General features: G+C 63.5%; 19 protein-coding genes. 10 read left to right on the top strand and 9 right to left on the bottom strand.

Going from position 1 to position 19,292, the window contains the following annotated elements; all coding sequences use genetic code 11:
* Positions 1–165: 165 nt before the first annotated feature.
* From J2W36_RS16950 to J2W36_RS16915, 8 genes are all read right to left on the bottom strand, one after another.
* Positions 166–318, bottom strand: a complete 153-nt coding sequence (locus J2W36_RS16950; protein ID WP_307690932.1) for a hypothetical protein — start codon at positions 316–318, stop codon at positions 166–168.
* 11 nt (positions 319–329) lie between these two features.
* Positions 330–1,094 (bottom strand): malonate transporter subunit MadM, encoded by a 765-nt coding sequence (gene madM, locus J2W36_RS16945; RefSeq protein ID WP_307690931.1) that lies wholly within the window; start codon positions 1,092–1,094, stop codon positions 330–332.
* 5 nt (positions 1,095–1,099) lie between these two features.
* Positions 1,100–1,516 carry a malonate transporter subunit MadL gene (madL, locus tag J2W36_RS16940; RefSeq protein ID WP_307690930.1) on the bottom strand — a complete coding sequence of 139 codons (417 nt, stop codon included), beginning with the start codon at positions 1,514–1,516 and terminating at the stop codon, positions 1,100–1,102.
* A 524-nt stretch (positions 1,517–2,040) separates the two neighbouring features.
* Positions 2,041–3,450 (bottom strand): M20 family metallopeptidase, encoded by a 1,410-nt coding sequence (locus J2W36_RS16935; protein ID WP_307690929.1) that lies wholly within the window; start codon positions 3,448–3,450, stop codon positions 2,041–2,043.
* A 21-nt stretch (positions 3,451–3,471) separates the two neighbouring features.
* Positions 3,472–4,455 (bottom strand): Bug family tripartite tricarboxylate transporter substrate binding protein, encoded by a 984-nt coding sequence (locus J2W36_RS16930; protein ID WP_307690928.1) that lies wholly within the window; start codon positions 4,453–4,455, stop codon positions 3,472–3,474.
* Positions 4,456–4,671: 216 nt separating this feature from the next.
* On the bottom strand, positions 4,672–5,559 hold the full coding sequence (locus J2W36_RS16925) for an NAD(P)-dependent oxidoreductase (RefSeq protein WP_307690927.1): 888 nt from the start codon (positions 5,557–5,559) through the stop codon (positions 4,672–4,674).
* A 26-nt stretch (positions 5,560–5,585) separates the two neighbouring features.
* Positions 5,586–7,076, bottom strand: a complete 1,491-nt coding sequence (locus J2W36_RS16920) for an aldehyde dehydrogenase family protein (RefSeq protein ID WP_307690926.1) — start codon at positions 7,074–7,076, stop codon at positions 5,586–5,588.
* Between the two features lie 21 nt (positions 7,077–7,097).
* Positions 7,098–7,490, bottom strand: a complete 393-nt coding sequence (locus tag J2W36_RS16915) for a carboxymuconolactone decarboxylase family protein (RefSeq protein WP_307690925.1) — start codon at positions 7,488–7,490, stop codon at positions 7,098–7,100.
* Positions 7,491–7,617: 127 nt separating this feature from the next.
* On the opposite strand from J2W36_RS16915, the gene J2W36_RS16910 reads away from it, so the two are divergent.
* Positions 7,618–8,541 carry a LysR substrate-binding domain-containing protein gene (locus tag J2W36_RS16910; protein WP_307690924.1) on the top strand — a complete coding sequence of 308 codons (924 nt, stop codon included), beginning with the start codon at positions 7,618–7,620 and terminating at the stop codon, positions 8,539–8,541.
* A gap of 231 nt (positions 8,542–8,772) precedes the next feature.
* On the opposite strand, the gene J2W36_RS16905 is transcribed toward J2W36_RS16910, so the two are convergent.
* On the bottom strand, positions 8,773–9,705 hold the full coding sequence (locus J2W36_RS16905; protein ID WP_307690923.1) for a LysR family transcriptional regulator: 933 nt from the start codon (positions 9,703–9,705) through the stop codon (positions 8,773–8,775).
* 106 nt (positions 9,706–9,811) lie between these two features.
* Between J2W36_RS16905 and mdlC the strand changes: the two genes are divergently transcribed.
* The 9 genes from mdlC (at position 9,812) to J2W36_RS16860 (ending at position 19,233) form a co-directional block, all read left to right on the top strand.
* Positions 9,812–11,434, top strand: a complete 1,623-nt coding sequence (mdlC, locus tag J2W36_RS16900) for a benzoylformate decarboxylase (RefSeq protein ID WP_307690922.1) — start codon at positions 9,812–9,814, stop codon at positions 11,432–11,434.
* 35 nt (positions 11,435–11,469) lie between these two features.
* Entirely contained in the window at positions 11,470–12,921 is a 1,452-nt protein-coding gene (locus J2W36_RS16895) for an aldehyde dehydrogenase (RefSeq protein WP_307690921.1), read from the top strand.
* Positions 12,922–12,941: 20 nt separating this feature from the next.
* Complete coding sequence (locus J2W36_RS16890; RefSeq protein ID WP_307690920.1) at positions 12,942–13,907, top strand: Bug family tripartite tricarboxylate transporter substrate binding protein; 966 nt, start codon at positions 12,942–12,944, stop codon at positions 13,905–13,907.
* A gap of 77 nt (positions 13,908–13,984) precedes the next feature.
* The gene (locus tag J2W36_RS16885; RefSeq protein WP_307690919.1) at positions 13,985–15,682 is read left to right on the top strand and encodes an FAD-dependent oxidoreductase; all 1,698 of its coding nucleotides are present in this window, start codon (positions 13,985–13,987) and stop codon (positions 15,680–15,682) included.
* Positions 15,679–16,644: a Bug family tripartite tricarboxylate transporter substrate binding protein gene (locus J2W36_RS16880; RefSeq protein WP_307690918.1), complete on the top strand. Its 966-nt coding sequence runs from the start codon at positions 15,679–15,681 to the stop codon at positions 16,642–16,644. Before J2W36_RS16885 ends, J2W36_RS16880 begins: the two co-directional genes overlap by 4 nt.
* A gap of 16 nt (positions 16,645–16,660) precedes the next feature.
* Entirely contained in the window at positions 16,661–17,536 is an 876-nt protein-coding gene (locus J2W36_RS16875; RefSeq protein ID WP_307690917.1) for an intradiol ring-cleavage dioxygenase, read from the top strand.
* Positions 17,533–17,850 (top strand): Dabb family protein, encoded by a 318-nt coding sequence (locus J2W36_RS16870; protein ID WP_307690916.1) that lies wholly within the window; start codon positions 17,533–17,535, stop codon positions 17,848–17,850. Before J2W36_RS16875 ends, J2W36_RS16870 begins: the two co-directional genes overlap by 4 nt.
* On the top strand, positions 17,847–18,923 hold the full coding sequence (locus J2W36_RS16865) for a maleylacetate reductase (RefSeq protein ID WP_307690915.1): 1,077 nt from the start codon (positions 17,847–17,849) through the stop codon (positions 18,921–18,923). The genes J2W36_RS16870 and J2W36_RS16865 overlap by 4 nt, the downstream gene beginning before the upstream one ends.
* A 13-nt stretch (positions 18,924–18,936) precedes the next feature.
* Positions 18,937–19,233, top strand: a complete 297-nt coding sequence (locus J2W36_RS16860; protein WP_307690914.1) for a hypothetical protein — start codon at positions 18,937–18,939, stop codon at positions 19,231–19,233.
* The last annotated feature ends 59 nt before the right edge of the window (positions 19,234–19,292 follow it).

Genomic DNA, 19,292 nt, shown 5'->3' with positions numbered 1-19,292 from the left:
GTCTGCAGGCAGCGGGATGACTAGAAAAGGGGCGAAAGGCAGCCCTTGCGCGGTCCGAATCACCCTGTAAATGCGTCTTCGGGCTCCCCGCTCGAGTTGAGTGCTCGAAATCATGTTCCCAGCAAGGCAGAGATGCGTGTCGGCGCCGAGTATTTCAGCAGCCTGCTAGTCGCCGGATTCGCGCACTGCGTCCAGCAGCGCGCCGATCGCATCAGTGGCCATGAGCTTACCTGTGAGCCGTGCGCCCAGCGCAGTGGCGGCGCGAGACCTTCGCGCTGCACGGTTGTTGGACTTGGTGCTCAAGTTGATTGGGTCCATGGCATGAGGTCTCAATGCACGACGGCTTTGACTGCGAAGAAGAGAATTGATGGGCCCAGCAGGCAACCGAGTCCGGTGTGGAAGGTCGCGACGAGGGCCCCGTAGGGGACCAGCTTGCGGTCCGTGGCGGCGAGCCCTGCAGACACGCCGCTCACCGTTCCGGCCAGGCCACCAAAGACCATGGCGGAGCGCGGCGTCTTCAAGGCAAGGAAGCGAGCGGCGAGCGGCGTGCCGACCATCACGATGATGGCCTTGACCAAGCCCGTGGCGATGCTCAGGGCCATCACGTCGGGCGTCGCGCCGATGGCCGCGCCCGTCACCGGGCCGACGATGTAAGTGACGGCACCCGCGCCGATCGTCGTCATGCTTACCGGATCGGAATAGCCGAAGCACTTGGCGATGGCAGCGCCTACGATGAACGGCAGCACCGTGCCCAGCAGCAGCGCCACAACGCCGATCAGGCCGGCCTTGCGCGCTTCGGTCGCCTGGACTTCGAAGGCGGTGGCGACGATTGCGAAATCACGCAGCATCGCGCCGCCCATGAGACCAATACCGCCGAACAGCGACATGTCAGCCAGGCCTTTGTGCCCGCCGGTCTGCTTGCCGCCCCAGTAAGCCAGCGTCAGTCCAATCAAGATGGCGATGGCGGACCCGTGGACCCGACCGAACGTCAGGCGCTTCGAGATCTGGCCCGATATCAGAATGATGAACCCGACGATGGCGAAGGCGGTGACCAGCCCATTGGCTGCCGCTGCTTTTTCGAGGATTTCGAGCATGGTGATCACTCCGAATCTGCGAGCAGCGGGTTGTCATGATGGTGGGGCACCAGCTCCGCGATGACCTCGGGCTTCTCGGTGCGGTTGATGATGGCGATCACGACTGCGCAAACGCCCACGGCGGCGATGGCCGACAGCAGCGCGACCGGGCCACCCCGCAGCGCCGCGACCATGTCCTGCTGTGCGGCCATGGCCACCACAACAGGGATGTACATCGCGCCCCAGTACTCGACGCCGAGTTCGGTCAGCTTCGGAAGCCGGTCCGTCTTCTGCATGTACAGCCTCACAGCGATAAGCAGCAACATCGCGATACCGACGCCGCCGACGTTGGTCTTGACGCCGAGCGCCTGCCCGAGCAGGTCGCCGATGAAGATGCCTAGCAGGTGGCAGACGGCCAGCAGCGCAGTGCCATAGATGATCATGGGAATTGTCTCCGGGGTGTTGCCACACGAAATGCGCGGTCTTGAAACCCTGGGGTTAAAGGTACCGGCGACGCCCGCCGACATCAATTAAGGGGAGTGAGCGATGCTTACACGCATCGAAACAATCAAGGGTTTACCCGAAATACCTGGCACTTCAGTCCTGTTCGCCATTGACCAGCCGGCACGCCGTCAGCAATGTCGGCACGTTGGGTTGAGCTCGCACGCGCGCAAGAAATTGAGCGCGCTCGACGGATGCATCGAGAACCTTGCATGCAGTGGGGTCAATTGGATGTTCTGCGGCAGCACTCCACACACGCATCCCGGCGGCAGCGTGTAGCCCAAGCCGCCATTCACCAGGTTTCTCGGCGAGAAGATTCGTCGGTCTTCATCACCACGTTTGGCGCGAAGCCGGCAACGCGGAACGCTTCCATGAATCCTTAGTAGGTGACGAACCTTCGCTCAGGCGGATGAAACGCGTCCTCGATCTGCGATTGTCGAATTGAATACTCACGCAGACCGCCATGTCAGGCGCAAGTTTTTTTCTGCTCGAAGAAGGCGCCACCAGGCTCCCCCAAATCCCAAAACAGGCCTGCCATGATCTGAAGGCCTTCCCGCGCAATGGAGCCCAGGATGTGCTCGTTGGGCGCATGCTGGGAGCAGGCAGGATAAGAGTGCGGCACCCAAACGGTCGGCAGCCCAAGCACTTCGGAAAATGCATCATTGGGGATGGTGCCACCCAGATTGGGAAGAATGGCTGGCTTCGTCCCAGTTGTGGTCTGGATGGACCTGGCAGCCTGAATCACCGAAGGATGCTCAGGATCAAGTCGCGTCGCAGCCATGGCAATAGATGCGTTTACCTTCACCCAGGGAAGACCGGCGTTGATGAAATGCTGCTGCAGTTTAGCTTCGATGTCGTCGAGATCGGTTCCGACCACATAGCGCAACTGAAGCACGGCCTTCGCCGTCGGAGGAATGGCACCAATGGCCTTGCGGACGTTGCCGCATTCCATGCCGAGCACCTCCAGGGTGTTCCATGCGAAGACCCGCTCCGCGGCGGATAAGCCAGGCTCACCCCAGTCGGCATCGACAATCGGATCGCCCGGATTGCCTCCGATGGGAAGCGCACTGATGCTCTCGCGGACTGAAGCGGGAATGGAGGATGGTCGCAACAGGGGCGTCTTGATGACGCCTTGTGCGTCCACCAAGGTGGAGATGGCAGACGCAAGCACAGTACCTGGATTTCGCAGGAGCCCACCCCAGTTGCCTGAGTGGTGTGCACCCTCGCGGAGGGTCAAAGTGAGCTCGAAATTCTGAATGCCGCGGGAGCCCAGGAAGAGCGTCGGCGTCTGGGCGTTGAGCCGCGGGCCATCCGACGCAATGAACAGGTCGGCTTTTAGCTCATTCGCATGAACGGCGCAGAACGTGTTCAGGCCTGGAGAGCCACGCTCCTCGGCTGTCTCGACGATGATGCGTGTGTTGAATCCCAGCTTGTTCTGGCGTGCCTCCATGGCAGCCCGAAGGGCGCCCAGGTTCACAGTGAGCTGGCCCTTGTTGTCGGCCGTTCCTCGACCGTAGATCTTGTCGCCCACGACCTTTAGTTCCCAGGGAGACAGGCCGGGCTGCCAAGAGGCGTCCTGCCCCTGAATGACATCGCCATGCCCATAGAGGAGCACCGTGGGGAGCGCCTCGTTCTCGATCCGTTCGGCAATGAGATACGGACCGCAACCCGCCACAGGGTTCGCAAACGCCCGGACCTCGAAGCCCAGGGACGCGAGTTCCGGCCGCAGCTCCTGTTCCAGGAAGTCGCTGAGCACGCCAACGCTGTCCTCCGCTTCGCTCGCGGTTCGGAATGTCACCCTGCGCCCTAGGTCTCGGACGAACCCGCCATTATCGAAATAGGCGCTTGCTGTCTGAATGGCAATGTCTCTTGTCACCGTGGTGTCCTGTGCGCAGCGTCAGTTGGTTGCAGTGATATTGCTTGCCTTCGCAATGGGAGCGAGGATGGCGGTGTCCGCCTTCACCATTTCCGAGTATTTGCTGCTGGCTGACCACTGCGGGTCAAAGCCTACGTCTTGCAGCCGCTTGACCAAGGCCGGATCGGCAATGGCCGCCTGCAGCGCTTTTTCGAGGCGGTCGCGAACGGCGACAGGAAGATTCTTGGGGGCTACGATACCGAACCAGGATGTCATCTTGAAGCCGGGATATCCCGATTCAGCAATCGTCGGTACCGAAGGCAGCAGCGGGGAGCGCTTTTCGCCAGTGACCGCGAGGATTTTAATTCGATTTCCCTTGGCAGCTGACGAGGCTGCGGGGATTGCGTCAAAGGCAAGAGGGATTTGGCCTCCCAACAGATCGGTGATCGCTGGCGCACTTCCTTTATACGGAATATGAACCACGCCGTGGAGCTTTGCGGCAGACCAGAGCATTTCAGCGGCGAAGTGGACCGTAGAACCATTCCCGTGCGAGCCGTACGCAAATGAATCGGGCTTGGCGCGTATTTCCGAGATCAGTTCCTGCACGGTATTCGCTTTGACGTTCGAATTTGCCAGCAGGGCCAACCCGCTGCTCCCGATCACGCCAATGGGCTCGAAGCTCTTTGTGGAGTCGTACGGAATCTTCGGATAAATGATCGGATTAACCACGAAGGTCGTGGATGTCCCGATGAGGAGTGTGTAGCCGTCCGGCGCGGCTTTCTGAACATAGTCGGCCGCAATGATGGTGGCGGCACCAGCACGGTTGTCGATGATGATAGGTTGGCCGAGTTGCTGGCCCAACTTTTCAGAAACCGTCCGCGCGACGATGTCTACCGTGCCTCCTGGAGAGAAAGGCACCACCAGCGTAATGGGTCGGGTGGGAAAATCGCCCTGCGCGAAGGCTCCGCAGGAGGCTCCGGTCAATGCTGCAACGGCAGTAATTTGAAGAAGTGTGCGTCGGTTCATCTTAGCTCCTTTAAAAAATGGATGTTTCCTGTATTGCAGTATTCATGCCTGCAAAATTGGCTAAAACTACTCCATCTTTACTTCAATTCGGTGCATTTTTGCTCCATTGAAGTGCGCAATAATAATGCCGCACAAAATGGTGATCTAGGTTATTCCGGGTGCGTCTATTCCTGTGCAATTAAGCACAATAAGTCAAAAATAATGAATTGGAGATGCCTACGCGGAGGCTTTGACAATTCTCTCGAAATTGACTATGCGGTTGAAATCGTCAGTATCTTTGAGCGATTCCGCGCTGGTATTCCAGACCTCGCCCACCTGCCCGGTTACTGGCAAGGAAAGCCCCAGCGAGCTTTGAAGCGCCATGGCCAGGTTGACGTCTTTGCGCATGAGTTGCACCGTGAATCCCGAGTCGAAGCCGTTGTTCAAGATGCGGCTGGGATAGTTGTAGAGCGTCACGCCGCTGCGCCCCGAGCCGGCGTTGATCGCCTCGATGAGTTGCTCGGTTCGCACTCCGGCCGCATTGGCCATTCGAAATGCTTCGCCAGCCGTCAGCAGATGGGAAGCGACGAGCAGGTTGTTCACGATCTTGGCGATGTCTCCGGCTCCCACATCGCCGATGTGGAAGCGCTTGTCACCCAGTGCGCTCAGCACGGGCTCAGCATCGGACACGTCCACTTGCGAGCCGCCGATGAACATCGTCAAAGTGCCTTTGCGGGCGCCGGTGGCACCACCGCTGACCGGCGCGTCGATGAAACGTGCGCCAGACGCCTGCAGGCGGCCGGCGAGCTCGCGAGTTGCCTGTGGATCGCCCGAAGTGGTATCGATGACCAGGAGACCGGGCTTTGCGCCTGCCATCAATCCATCTTTGCCCTCCAGGACTGCACTCACCACGCTGGTGGTCGGCAGAGACAACACCACCGCGTCGCAGTCGCCGAGCGCCTGGAGGTTCATGCCGACGGGCACGCCTTCAGCAGCAGATGCTTCGCAGGCCTTCTTCGACGCGTCGTAGGCGACCACGTCAAAGCCTGCACGCGCCAACGACAGCGCCATACCCCGACCCATATTTCCCAGGCCGACGACGCCGACCTTTTTGTATTCGCTCATAACTTGCCCTGGTGGATTTGGTAACGTTAGGCGCCGACCTGTGTCGGGACCCACACGCTCTTGGTCTGCGTGTATTCGTAGAGAGATTCGATGCCGCTTGAGCGGCCGTAGCCACTGCTGTCATAGCCGCCGAACGGCGTGGCGACATGCATGTCGCGGTACATGTTGATCCAGAAGATGCCGGCGCGAACCTTCTTCGCCACGCGATGACCCCGTGCGATATCGCGTGTCCACACCGCGCCCGCGAGTCCGAACTCGCTGTCGTTCGCAATAGCGATAGCTTCGTCCTCGGTATCGAATGGGATCGCCACGACGACGGGGCCGAACACTTCCTCCTGCGCGATGCGCATGCGGTTGTGGACGTCGCGAAGCACCGTCGGACGCACGAAAAAGCCGTTCTGCCCACTCGGCGGCTCCTGGCCATAGGCCATCGTCGCCCCTTCGTCGAGGGCCATCTGAACCATATCCCCGATTCGCTTGAACTGGGCGCGGTTGTTGATTGGACCTCCTTCCGTCGATTCATCGAGCGGCATGCCGATGCGGTATTCCGATGCTGCCTTCGCGACCGCGTCGACGAAGCGATCGTAGACGGAGCGATGCACAAGAAGTCGCGAGCCTGCCGCACAGTTCTGGCCCGTATTGGCGAAGCCGGCCACGATGGCTGCCTTTACTGCGGCTGTCAGATCGGCATCCTCGAACACGATATTGGCCGACTTGCCGCCAAGCTCCAGGAGGCAGCCGATCGGACGCTTCGCTGCGGCTGCGTTCACGCGGCGGCCTGTCTGAACGGAGCCGACAAACACGACCTTTTTGGTGATGCAATTGGCGATCGCGAGATCGCCCACAGACTGTCCCAGGCCGTTGATGACGTTCAGCACGCCAGGCGGGAATCCCGCTTCGATCGCCAGTTTGGCAAGCGCGAGAGAAGTCAGCGGTGTGAGTTCCGACGGTTTCAGCAACACCGCATTCCCCATGGCCAAGGCCGGCGCGATGTTCCAGGCGGCAAGATAGACCGGCGAATTCCAGGGCATGATGGCCAGCACAACGCCGAGCGGCTCGCGCAGGGTGTAGTTCAGCTGGCCGCCTGGTACAGGAATGACGTTGCCACCGAACTTGTCTGTCCAACCGGCGTAGTAGCGGAAGATCTCCACTACCGACTGCAGTTGCGCGCGGCTGGCGGTGATGCCTTTGCCGCTGGTAAGGCTTTCCAGTTGTGCAAGCGGCTCCGCGTTTTCGGCAACGAGCGTGCTGAGTGCGTGCAGGGCAATGCCGCGCTTTTGCGCGGATAGCTCTGCCCAGACCTGCTGGCCTGCTTGGCAGGACTCGAGCGCAGATAGAACATGATTGGGCGTGACGTCGTTGAAACGGAGCCATTCCGTATCGGAGGCCGGATCGACGAGCGCGATCGGCGCGCCTCCCCCCGGCGCAAGGCGGCCGTCAAAGAACGAGCCGATTTGGTCCAATGGACCGACCAGGCGCTCGACAAGCGAGTGGAACAGAGCGTTGATTTCGGACATGGATGCGGTGGCGACCAGCGTTTAGGAGAGCTTTTGCTCGGCGTCGATCTCTGCGAATGTCTGCTTTGCCACACGAGTGGCATCGCTGCCCGTCGGCACCCCCGCATAGAGCGCGACTTGCAGGAAGATCTCCGCGATTTCTTCCCGCTTTACGCCGTTGTTTAATGCAGCGCGCACATGAATTTTGAGTTCATTTGGACGGTTCGCTGCGGCAAGGAGCGCCAGATTGACGATGCTGCGCGCGCGTCGATCGAGACCGGGACGGGCCCAGACATCACCCCACAGGTTGCGCACTGCGAAGGTCCGCATCGGCTCACTGAACGCATCCGTGGCGGCAATGGAATTCTTCACATAGGCTTCACCCAGGACCTCACGGCGGATCTGTTCGCCACGTTCGTAGAGTTCGTCAGACATGCATACCTTTCAAGTAGAGATGGTGGAAATAGATTTCCTTAGAGGGCAGTCTAGGGAGCGGGGCGCAATTCGCGAAGATGCGATGCTTGTTATCATGAGAACATCGTCATATCCCCCCTATACCTAGATGACGCTCGAACAGTTGCGAGCCTTCGTGGCAATCGTCGAACACGGAAGCATCCGGGCCGGGGCGCGTGCGCTCGGGATGGCTCAGAGCGGACTCACGCAGCAAGTGCAGCGGCTGGAAGCCGCAGTGGGGGCAACGCTCTTCGCAAGGTCGGCCAGCGGAATTTCGATGACTCCCCACGGCACGGCCCTGCTCGCACGCGCCAGGGTGGTGCTGAGCGAATGTGCGCATGCCGAAGAGGATTTCCGGCATCTGAGCGGGGAGCTCACGGGTAGCGTGCGGGTGGGTATGTCGGTCGAGGCATTCGCCCGGCTTGCGCCGCCTGTCATCGAGCAGTTGCGTGTCGATCATCCCAAGATCACCGTGCACATTGCCAGTGGGCCCGCCTCAACGCTGTTGACGAGCATCCGTGAAGGTCGGCTCGATTTCGCCATCACGCTGGTGTCCCACGGCATCGACATGAGCGATTTTTCGTGGAAGGTGCTGGATCGCTCCGACCCCTGCATTCTGTGTCGCAGAGATCATTCGGCTCTGGGAGTGCGCAGCGTCAAGTCGCTGGCATCCGCAACATGGGTCAACACGCGCCCGCTCGGTGCGGTGGGGACGCCCTCCAACCGTCTGGCCGACTGGTTCTCGATGCATGCGATGGCGCCTCCGAATGTCGTGGCCACGCTGGATTCGCTTTTCGAAACCCTGCACTTGGTGTCGTTGACCGACTATCTCTTCCTGGGCCCGCGCGTGGCCTTGAAAGTCGCGGGGTTCAGCTACTTGCTGGCCGAGGTGCCGGTGGAAGAGGCATTGCCGGGAGCCGATATGTGTCTGGTCCAACCGAAACAGGTGCCGCTCTCGCCGGCGGCCAAGCAGCTCGCCGCGATGCTGACTTCCTATGCGAATATGGTTCGGCGGTCGTCGACAGGGCATTGATAGCAGCAAACTGTTGAATACCCACCGCTTGCCGTATCAATTCTCGCCATCTTGGTGGTCGCGGTTCGCCATCGTTGGTGAAGCGGGGCAAACAGTGTGCCGAACTGCGCCATGTTCTTCGCCAAGCCGCGATCACGCGCTGTCGGGAATCCGACTTGCTGCTTGATTGTTCGCTCGGTCGGATGCCAAGCTTTGGTTTGAAGTTGGCCTTCGTGTGCGCCGCGCACTTGGCTAGGAATCGCGGCTCGATTGTTGACCTAGCCCTTGCAGGTCTGCATTGATGTGCGGGATTGCAAACAGCGTCTTGAAGAGATCGCGCAACCACCGATGCGCCGGGTCTTTTTCGAATCGGCGGCTCCAGTGCAGTGACACGTTGAAGCTGCTGCGCGGCAGCGGCTCGGGCAGGACGGCATAGCGATTCGGGTCCATGAACCCGAGAGCGATTGCCCGCGGCATGACGACCGCCAGATCGGTGCGCGCGATGATGGCCGGTAAAGCGAGAAAGTGCGCGGAACTCAGTACCAGACGATCCTCCAGGCCGAGCTGCTTGAGGATGCGGATGGTCTCGGCGTGCGACCGCACGGCGACGTACTGCAGCTTGCGCAATCGCTCCGTCGTCGCCTTTGCATTCTCGGCGGTGGTCAGGAGCGGATGGCCCGCACGAACCACGACGGCATAGCTGTCGTTCAACAGCTCCATGCGCTCGATCCCGGTCACCGACGGCAGGAAGCCCAGGGCGAAATGGATGGCGCCGGTCTCCAGCGCGTCGGCGATCTCGTGGTGCTGCAGAGGGTGGGTTTGCACGCGCATGCCAGGCGCCTTGTGGTGCAGCGCCTCCATCAACTCGGGCAACAGCCGCGCCTCGCCGATGTCGCTCAAGTGGAGCCGAAGCGTCATGCGGGAGTTGGGCGGGTCGAAGCGGTCGTCTTCCCTGAGCACTTCGTGGATCGCGCCGAGCGCCGGCAGCACCACGGCAGCCAAGCGTTCGGCGCGCAGCGTGGGCCGCATGCGGCCGGCGGCGCGCACGAACAGCGCGTCGTGCAGGGCGAGCCGCAGCCGGGTCAGCCCCTGACTGGCAGCAGGCTGCGAAAGGCCCAGCGCCTCCGCCGCATGGCTGACGCTGCCGAGCCGATACACCGCCTCGAACAGCCGGAGCAGGTTCATGTCGATCTCAGGAGTATTCATTGGGCTTATTTGGATCTAGTATTTTTATTGTATTGATGGATCCGGCTGAGCTCGACACACTTTGGCCCTTCCCTAAGGAGCGTCCATGCAGCAGCAAGTCGTCGATACAAGGAACGACACAGTCACAGAGACCGTCACCGTCCGAGAAGCCGTGTTCCGCTTGCTGCGTGAATTCGGCATGACGTCCGTGTTCGGCAACCCCGGTTCGACCGAGTTACCGATGTTCATGGACTTCCCGGAGGACTTTCGGTACGTCCTCGGGCTTCAGGAGTGCGTCGTCGTCGCAATGGCCGACGGGCATGCGCAAGCCACGCACAACGCCGCGTTCATCAACCTGCATTCGGCTGCCGGTGTGGGCCATGCGATGGGCAACATCTTCACCGCCTATCGCAACCAGACGCCGCTGGTCATCACGGCAGGTCAGCAGGCCCGGTCCATCCTGCCCTTCGAGCCGTTTCTGGGCTCTACCCAGGCCGCGGAGTTACCCAGGCCGTACGTGAAGTGGAGTGTCGAGCCGGCACGCGCCGAAGACGTGCCGCTGGCCATTGCACGCGCTTACTACATCGCGATGACGCCGCCGCGCGGCCCGGTGCTGGTGTCGATCCCGTCGGACGACTGGGCGGTTCGCACGCTGCCCGTCGCCGCCCGGCAGGTCAGCCGCGCACTGCGTCCCGATCCGGAAACGCTGGCCGCCATCGCCAATGCGCTCGACGCAGCGCGTGCGCCCGCCATCGTGGTGGGCGCCGCGGTCGATCGCGACGGTGCGTGGGCCGAAGCGGTCGAACTCGCCGAACGGCACCAGGCTCGCGTCTATGTGGCGCCGATGTCGGGCCGCTGCAGCTTCCCGGAAGATCATCCGCTCTGGGCAGGCTTCCTGCCTGCCATGCGGGAACGCATCGTCGAGCGCCTGGCGGGACACGACCTCGTGTTTGCCTTGGGTGCCCCGGCCTTCACCTACCACGTCGAGGGAAACGGGCCGCACCTGCCCGAGGGCGCGGCATTGGTGCAGATGACCGACGATCCACAGGTTGCGGCCTGGGCGCCCACCGGCACCGCCGCCATCTGCAGCATCCGCCTTGGTCTGGTGGACCTCCTGGCGCAGAGCGCACCACCACAGCGTCCGGCGCCACCGACGCATGTGCGGCCCGGGCGCGTGGCTGAGCCGCCTGCTGGCGAGCGCCTGTCCGTGGACTGGGTGCTACAGACCCTCAGCGATGTGCGCCCACGCGACAGCATCGTCGTCGAGGAGGCGCCGAGCGCGCGTTCGACGATGCACGGCCATCTGCCGATTTTCGCCTCCGAGACCTTCTACACAATGGCCAGTGGTGGCCTCGGCTGGAGCCTGCCCGCCGCGGTCGGCGTGGCGCTCGGCAAGCCCGGAACGCGCGTCATCGCGCTGATCGGCGACGGCTCCGCGATGTATGCGATCCAGGCGCTCTGGAGCGCGGTCCGGCTCGGGCTGCCGATCATGGTCGTGATCCTGAACAACCGGCGTTATGCGGCCCTGCATGAATTCGCACGCATCTTCGGTTACCGGCACGACGATCCGGTGCCCGGGACCGACCTGCCGGACCTCGACTTCGTGGGCCTCGCTGCCGCGCAAGGCATGCGGGGACTGCGCGTCGACAGGGCCGAGGCGTTGCGGCCGGCCTTGATGGAGGGCCTGCAATCGAGCGGTCCCTTGCTGATCGAAGTCGAAGTGCGCTGACTTCCCGAATGACGAACATGAACCAGGAGACAACCATGCAAAAGATATCGATGCTGATCAATGGCGAGGCCCGACAGGCCACGGGCGGTGCCACGTTCGAAAGGCGCAATCCACTGGACGGCACAGTGGCGACGATGGCGCCGGCGGCGACGGCTGCCGACGCGGCTGCGGCGGTCGATGCCGCCGCAGCGGCCTTCGAGACCTGGTCGCGCACCGGCCCCGGCGAGCGGCGGGCACTGCTGCTCAAGGCAGCGCATGCGCTCGAAACGAAGGGGTCGACGCTTATCGCGTCGATGGCTGCTGAGACCGGTGCGGGCGCGTCGTGGGGCGGCTTCAACGTGCACCTGGCCGTCGGGATGCTGCAGGAGGCTGCCGGCCTCACCACGCAGATCAGCGGTGAGGTCATTCCTTCCGACGTGCCCGGCAGTCTGGCGCTGGCCGTGCGGCGCCCGGCCGGCGTGGTGCTCGGCATCGCACCCTGGAATGCACCCGTGATCCTGGGGGTGCGCGCGATCGCGACGCCGCTGGCCTGCGGCAACACCGTCGTGTTCAAGGGTTCCGAATTGAGCCCTGCCACGCACGGGCTGATCGTCGAGTGTTTCAAGGATGCGGGCTTTCCGCCCGGTGTCGTCAACTTCGTCACCAATGCGCCGGCCGATGCCGCAGCCGTGGTCGAAGCCATCATCAGCCACCCGGCACTGCGGCGCGTCAATTTCACCGGCTCGACGCGCGTGGGCCGGCTCATCGCGCAAACCTGTGCGAAATACCTCAAGCCCGCCGTGCTCGAACTCGGCGGCAAGGCGCCGATGGTGGTGCTGGACGATGCAGACCTGGATGCTGCAGTCAACGGTGCGGCCTTCGGTGCCTTCGCCAACAGCGGGCAGATCTGCATGAGCACCGAACGCATTGTCGTGGACAACAAGATCGCCGATGCCTTCGTCGAACGGCTAGCTGCCAAGGCCACGAAGCTGCCGCTGGGTGATCCGCGCAAGGGCCCGGTGGTGCTGGGCTCCGTCGTCGACGCGAGCACCGTCGAGCGCTGCAATGCGCTGATCGACGACGCGCTGGCGAAGGGCGCCAAACTGGTCTGTGGCGGCAAGGCCGAGAACACGCTCATGCCCGCAACGCTGCTCGACCACGTGACGCCCGCAATGCGCATCTACCACGACGAGAGCTTCGGGCCAGTGAAACCCATCGTGCGTGTCGACGGCCTCGAAGAGGCCGTGCGGGTCGCCAACGACAACCCCTATGGACTGTCTGCCGCCGTGTTCGGGCGCGACATCGCGCGTGCATGGCAGGTGGCCAACCGCATCGATTCGGGCATCTGCCACGTCAACGGCCCCACCGTGCACGACGAAGCGCAGATGCCTTTCGGGGGCGTCAAGGACTCGGGCTATGGCCGCTTCGGCGGTCGTGCCGGCATCGATTCGTTCACCGAGCTGCGGTGGATCACGGTGCAGACGACCGACCGGCACTACCCATTCTGACGACACAAGGCACATCCCCAATGAAAACATTGCTGAGTGCCGCCGTGCTGGCGGCGAGCCTGATGTCGGCCACCTTCGCGCAAGCCCAGGACTGGCCGACAAAGCCGGTCCGGATCATCGTCAACTTTGCGCCCGGAGGCGCAGCCGACCAGCTGGCGCGACTCATCGGCCCATCCTTGCACGAGGCGCTCGGCCAGCCGGTGCTGATCGAGAACAAGGGCGGCGCCGGCGGCAACCTTGGCGCCGAGTTCGTGGCCAAGTCGCCGGCCGACGGCTACACGCTGCTGATGGCGTCGGGTGGCACGGTCTCGATCAATCCGCACCTTTACCCGAAAATGACCTTCAACCCGGCCAAGGACCTGGTGCCGGTCGCGTCTGTCGCACGCGTGCCCTTCTACCTGGTGGTGCGCGCCGACAGCCCGGTGAAGGACTTCAAGGGACTGCTCGCCGACCTGAAGGCCCACCCCGGGCAGCTCTCGTTCGGCTCGCCCGGCAACGGCAGCTCGCCACATCTGGCCGCAGAGATGATGAAAAGCGAGACGGGCACCTTCGCCGTGCATGTGCCGTACCGCGGCGCGGCACCAGCGCTGACGGACCTGCTGGGCGGGCAGATCAACTTCCTGTTCGATCCCGGCATCGCGCTGCAGCACGTGAAGAGCGGCAAGCTGCGCATGCTGGCCGTGGCCAGCCCGCACCGCGCGCCGCAGGTGCCCGATGTGCCCACCCTGGACGAACTGGGGCTCAAGGGTTTCGATGCCGATGCCGTCTTCGGCCTCTACGCGCCGGCGGGCACGCCGCAAGCCGTCATTGACCGTGTCAACACCGAAGTCAACCGCATCCTGAACATGCCCACGACGAAGGACCGGATCATCACCATCGGGAACGTCGCATTGCCGATGACGCCGGCGGAGTTCGGCCGCAAGGGCTCGGATGACTTCAAGCGCTTCGGGAAGCTGATCCGCGAACGGGGAATCCAAGGCGAGTGACAGCAGCAGGGGTCGGCGTGTTCGACCGCAGGCGGTCACTGCCGGCCCCGATCGATAGACCAGAAAGACGACACCTGATGCCAACCCAACCTTTCCCCGCCATGCGCGAGACCGATGTTCTGATCGCCGGCGGCGGCCCTTGCGGCCTGATGCTGGCCAACGAGCTGGGCCGCCGAGGCGTGCGCTGCCTCGTCGTGGACGCCAAGGCCGACACGGCGTTCAACCCGCAGGCCAACGCCACCCAGGCCCGCACGATGGAGCACTTCCGCCGCCTGGGCTTTGCCCACGAGATCCGTGCGCTCGGGCTGCCGGCGGACCACCCCACCGACATCGCGTATTTCACCCGTTACACACAGCACGAGCTCTCGCGCATCAGCCTTCCAACTGCGGCCGAAGCGCTCGTCAAGATCAAGTCGATGACGGGGTCGTGGAGCGCGGCAGAACTGCCGCACCGCGTGTCCCAGAAGTTCGTTGAACAGGCCTTGCGTCGCCATGCCCAAGCCTGGCCCTCGGTCGAGGTGCGCTACGGCTGGACGCTGGAGCGCTTCGCCGACGACGGCGGCTCGGTGAGCGCGACGGTCCGTCCCACCGAGGGCGCCGCAGCGCAGAAGGTGAGGGCGCAGTTCCTGGTCGGGGCCGACGGCGCCCGCAGCCTGGTGCGCCGCACGCTGGGAATCGAGTGGGGTGGCGTCACCGGCATCCAGCGCGAATTCATGGGCGGGAAAATGTTCGCCATCTACCTGCGCGCACCGGCCTTTCTTTCGCTGCTGCCGCATGCCAAGGCCTGGATGTATGTCGCGGTGAACCACCAGCGACGTGCCTTCATGGCCTCGGTGGACGGCGTCTCCGAATATGCGTTCCACGCGGCGATCCGTCCCGGTGAGGACGCCGACAGCTGGACCGAAGAAGATGCGCGTCGTGTCTTCGCCGAGGCGGTGGGCGTAGAGATTCCGATCGAGATCCTGTCGATGGGTACCTGGCTCGCCGGCCACGCACTCGTTGCCCAGAAGTTCCAGCGCGGGCGGGTGTTCATCGCTGGAGATGCAGCGCATCTGTTCACCCCGACCGGCGGCCTGGGCTACAACACGGCCGTGGAGGACGCGGTCAACCTCGGCTGGAAACTGGCCAGCGTGATTCAAGGCCGTGCACCCGCCGCACTGCTCGACAGCTACGAAGCCGAGCGCAAGCCGCTGGCCGAACGCAACACAGCCTACGCCCGTCGCTTCGCCGACTCGGTGGGGCTGTTCTCGGCGAAGCCCGAGCTGGAGGACGCCTCGGCACAGGGAGAAGCCGAGCGCGAGCGCGCCGCGCGGCACTTCAACGAACACGCCAGGCTCGAGTTCAACATTCCGGGCGTGACCTTCGGCGGCCGCTACGACGCCTCACCCGTCATCGTCGGCGATGGCGCAACGCTGCCACCCGACGAGCCAAACGCCTACACCCCGACGGCCAGCCCGGGCGGGCGACCGCCGCATGCGTGGCTGGACGATGGGAGCTCGCTCTACGACCACTTTTACAGCGAATGGACCCTGCTCACCCTGGGCCCGGAGGCGTCCGACACGTCGGCTTTTGAAAGCGCGGCGAAGGCGCTCTCGATGGACTTGCGCGTCGTGCGAATGGCGCAGCCATCGCTGCGCGAACTCTACGAAGCTCCGCTGGCGCTGATCCGACCGGACCAGATCGTCGCCTGGCGCGGCGAGCCCGCAGCGGACGCGCAGAGCGTGCTGATGCGCGTCATCGGAAGCATGACCCCACCGACAAGGACAATCCAATGAAAGCCGCAGTTCTTCGATGCATGCAGTGGTCGACCATGGCCCTGGCGCTCACGGCATTGGCGCCGTTGCACGCGCAGACCTGGCCCACCAAGCCGGTTCGGCTGGTGGCGTCCTTTCCACCGGGCACGCCGGGCGATGTGATCGCCAGGCTGATCCAGCCGGCCCTGCAGGCGGCCTGGAAGCAACCGGTCATCGTCGAGAACAAGCCAGGCGCCGGCGGCAATATCGCTGCGGTGGATGTCGCACAGGCCAAGGACGACCACACCCTGCTGGTGGGCCCCGACACGGTGCTCACGATCAACCCGCACCTCTACAAGAAACTCGGCATCGATCTGCGCCAGTCGCTCAAGCCGGTCACCTATTTCGCAAGCTTCAACCAGATGCTGGTCTGCAATCCGGCGTCGGGCGTCACGACGCTCGCGAAGTTCGTGCAGCTTCCCGCGGCGAAGACCTACGCCTCGGGCGGGCCCGGCTCTCCCAGCCACATGGCGATGGAAATGCTGCTCGCGGCCACGGGGTCCAAGCTGACCCACGTGCCTTATCGCGGACCCGGACCGGCCGCGCAGGACATCATCGCGGGCCATGTCGATTGCGGCTTCATCGTCGCGTCCATCGTGCTGCCGCACGTGCAGGCCGGCCGGCTGCAGGCGGTTGCCGTCTCCAGCAAGGCGCGCTCCGTTCTGCTTCCCGCCGTGCCGACGGTGGCCGAGAGCGGCTATGCCGGATTCGACGCCACCTTCTTCGAAACCTTGATGGCACCGGCAAGCCTGCCCGCCTCGGTGGTGGAACAGATCCAGCACGAAGTCCGCGCAGCACTCACCACGTCAGCGATGACGGCGCGGCTTGCGGAAATGGACCTGCGGGTCGAGGCGAACACGCCGCAGGAGGCCGAGCGGCGCGGTCGGGAAGACTTCATCAAATGGGGCGCGGTGGCGCGGCAGACACAGCTTCAGCTCGACTAGACACAGGAAAGCCCACGTGAGAAATCTCGACCAGAACACCATCACCCAGGCCGTACTCGCGCGCCATGCCGAGGCAGCGGACCCGCGCTTCAAGCAGATCATGACCAGTCTGGTGAACCACCTTCACGACTTCGCGCGCGAGGTCAGACTCACCGAGGCCGAATGGGCAAAAGGCATCGAGTTCCTCACGCGTTGCGGGCACATCACCGATGACAAGCGCCAGGAATTCATCCTGCTGTCGGACGTGCTGGGCCTGTCGATGCTGACGGTGGCGATGAACAATGACAAGCCCGAGGGCTGCACAGAAGCCACGGTGTTCGGCCCGTTCCATGTCGAGGGCGCGCCGCACTATGAACTGGGCGCCGATATCGCCAACGGGGCCCAGGGCGTCCCGTGCATCGTCCGTGGCACGGTGCGCGGCGCGAACGGCAAGCCCGTGCCGGGCGCACACATCGATGTCTGGCAGTCCGACGAGGACGGGCTGTACGACGTACAGCATGGTGAGATCGATCATGCGCAGGCGCGCGGCATTCTGACGGCGGACGCCGAAGGCGGCTATCGCTTTCGTTCGATCCTGGCGGTTCCGTATGCGATCCCGCATGACGGGCCGGTGGGCGATCTGCTGAAGACTGCCGCGCGCCATCCCTGGCGGCCGGCCCATCTGCACTTCATGATCAAGGCGAACGGCTACGAGACGCTCATCACGCACGTCTTCCGCAGCGACGATGCTTACCTCGACTCGGACGCGGTCTTCGGCGTGCGTCAGTCGCTGATTGCCGACTGGAACCGGCAATCCGATGGCAGCTACCTCGTCGAATACGACTTCGTCTTGAATCCTCTGGGCGACACACAGTCCACGAGCCTGCGCGGCGATTCCGGGGTCGATCGATGATCCGCCACATCGTGATGTGGGACATCGCAGGGAATACGCCCGAGGACAAGCGAGTCAACATCGACCTCGTGCGCCGCAGCTTTGAGGGCCTGAGCGGTCTCATCCCCGGGCTGCGCCACTTGGAGGTAGGGGTCGACAGCAGTGCTGTCGACTACGCATGCGATGTCGTGCTCTTCAGCGATTTCGAATCGAGAGCCGCATTGGATGCGTACGCCCACCATCCAGAGCATCTGCGCGTCCGGGACGCGCTGGCCGGCATTCGCATCCGGCGGCACCAAGTGGACTACGAGGTGGCGGAAAGAGTACAGGCATGAACGAATTCGTCTACAACGGCCAGGCTAGCCGCGTCGTGTTCGGTGTCGGTTCTCTTGGGTATCTCGAGCGCGAGATCGAACTGTTGAGTGCACGACGGGCGCTGGTGCTTTCGACGCCGGAACAAAAGGCCCAGGCGCAGATGGTCGCGGATCGGTTGGGCAGCAAGGCTGCCGGCGTGTTCCCGAAGGCCGCAATGCATGTGCCGATCGAAACGGCGAGAGAAGCCCGCGATGAAGCCCGACGCCTCGGCGCAGACTGTGCCGTCGCGATCGGCGGTGGATCCACCACCGGGCTGGGCAAGGCCATCGCCATGGAGTCCGGACTGCCCATCCTCGCCATTCCGACGACCTACGCGGGCAGCGAGATGACGCCCATCTACGGCATCACGGAAGATGGCCTCAAGAAGACCGGCAAGGACTTGCGCGTGTTGCCGCGCACCGTGATCTACGACCCGGAGCTGTCGGTGGGGCTGCCTGTGGGGCTGAGCATTACGAGCGGCATGAATGCCATCGCCCATGCGGCCGAAGGTCTGTACGCGCAGGACGGCAACCCGATCATGAGCTTGATGGCCGAAGAGGGCATACGTGCGCTGGCCAGGGCCCTGCCGGCCATCCGCAGACGCAGCGATGACATCGATGCGCGCAGTGACGCCCTTTACGGCGCCTGGCTCTGCGGCACCGTGCTCGGCAACGTGGGGATGGCTCTGCACCATAAACTCTGCCACACGCTGGGAGGGTCGTTCGGTCTCCCGCATGCCGAGGTGCATACGGTGGTTTTGCCGCAGGCGATCCGCTTCAACGCCGATGCAGTGCCTGAGGCCATGGAGCGAATCGAACGCGGACTTGGAACCGAAGGCGGCATCAGTGCTGCAGCTGGCCTTTTCGATCTCGCGCGAATGAACGGTGCGCCGGTCAGCTTGCGCGACATTGGCATGAAAGCGTCAGATCTGGATCGCGCCACCGAGATCGCGGTGAGCAAACCGTATTGGAATCCGCGCGAGGTCGATGTCCGAGCGCGCGCCGCGATCCGGCAGCTTCTTCAAGACGCTTTCGAAGGTACGCGGCCGCCATGAGCAAGCATTCGCAATGGCTCGACTGCCTGATTTGCCCCCTCCCAGCCATACCAGCGAAATGGCGGCGAAGTCCGTCAAGGATCTGTGCCGCAGAGGCGGCTTCAGCGATGCGACCTTCGACGAACGGCGCACCAAGTACGGTGTCGGCCTTGCCGTTGGTCTGCGGCCGATAGGCCCGGGTGAACTTCTGGGTGATGCCCGTTCCGGGCAGGACGCGCTGAACAACGCAGATCGCAAGGCCATACCGTCGCTCGGCACTCGCTGGATAGGCACACGACGACCATGCGTCGACGGTCGAGGCGGCGCATGAATTCCTCAAGACGGTGTCGGTGGCGGCATGGTGGTGGGCGAAGGGACGCTGGAGGACAG

The sequence above is a fragment of the Variovorax ginsengisoli genome (genome assembly GCF_030811835.1).
GTDB lineage: Bacteria > Pseudomonadota > Gammaproteobacteria > Burkholderiales > Burkholderiaceae_C > Variovorax > Variovorax ginsengisoli_C.
This window is presented reverse-complemented; position numbering and strand designations above follow the sequence as displayed.

Coding starts and splice junctions, on each gene's coding strand:
- J2W36_RS16950 (WP_307690932.1), bottom strand. CDS start 318: ATGGACCCAATCAACTTGAGCACCAAGTCCAACAACCGTGCAGCGCGA.
- madM (WP_307690931.1), bottom strand. CDS start 1,094: ATGCTCGAAATCCTCGAAAAAGCAGCGGCAGCCAATGGGCTGGTCACC.
- madL (WP_307690930.1), bottom strand. CDS start 1,516: ATGATCATCTATGGCACTGCGCTGCTGGCCGTCTGCCACCTGCTAGGC.
- J2W36_RS16930 (WP_307690928.1), bottom strand. CDS start 4,455: ATGAACCGACGCACACTTCTTCAAATTACTGCCGTTGCAGCATTGACC.
- J2W36_RS16925 (WP_307690927.1), bottom strand. CDS start 5,559: ATGAGCGAATACAAAAAGGTCGGCGTCGTCGGCCTGGGAAATATGGGT.
- J2W36_RS16920 (WP_307690926.1), bottom strand. CDS start 7,076: ATGTCCGAAATCAACGCTCTGTTCCACTCGCTTGTCGAGCGCCTGGTC.
- J2W36_RS16915 (WP_307690925.1), bottom strand. CDS start 7,490: ATGTCTGACGAACTCTACGAACGTGGCGAACAGATCCGCCGTGAGGTC.
- J2W36_RS16910 (WP_307690924.1), top strand. CDS start 7,618: ATGACGCTCGAACAGTTGCGAGCCTTCGTGGCAATCGTCGAACACGGA.
- J2W36_RS16905 (WP_307690923.1), bottom strand. CDS start 9,705: ATGAACCTGCTCCGGCTGTTCGAGGCGGTGTATCGGCTCGGCAGCGTC.
- mdlC (WP_307690922.1), top strand. CDS start 9,812: ATGCAGCAGCAAGTCGTCGATACAAGGAACGACACAGTCACAGAGACC.
- J2W36_RS16895 (WP_307690921.1), top strand. CDS start 11,470: ATGCAAAAGATATCGATGCTGATCAATGGCGAGGCCCGACAGGCCACG.
- J2W36_RS16890 (WP_307690920.1), top strand. CDS start 12,942: ATGAAAACATTGCTGAGTGCCGCCGTGCTGGCGGCGAGCCTGATGTCG.
- J2W36_RS16885 (WP_307690919.1), top strand. CDS start 13,985: ATGCCAACCCAACCTTTCCCCGCCATGCGCGAGACCGATGTTCTGATC.
- J2W36_RS16880 (WP_307690918.1), top strand. CDS start 15,679: ATGAAAGCCGCAGTTCTTCGATGCATGCAGTGGTCGACCATGGCCCTG.
- J2W36_RS16870 (WP_307690916.1), top strand. CDS start 17,533: ATGATCCGCCACATCGTGATGTGGGACATCGCAGGGAATACGCCCGAG.
- J2W36_RS16865 (WP_307690915.1), top strand. CDS start 17,847: ATGAACGAATTCGTCTACAACGGCCAGGCTAGCCGCGTCGTGTTCGGT.
- J2W36_RS16860 (WP_307690914.1), top strand. CDS start 18,937: ATGGCTCGACTGCCTGATTTGCCCCCTCCCAGCCATACCAGCGAAATG.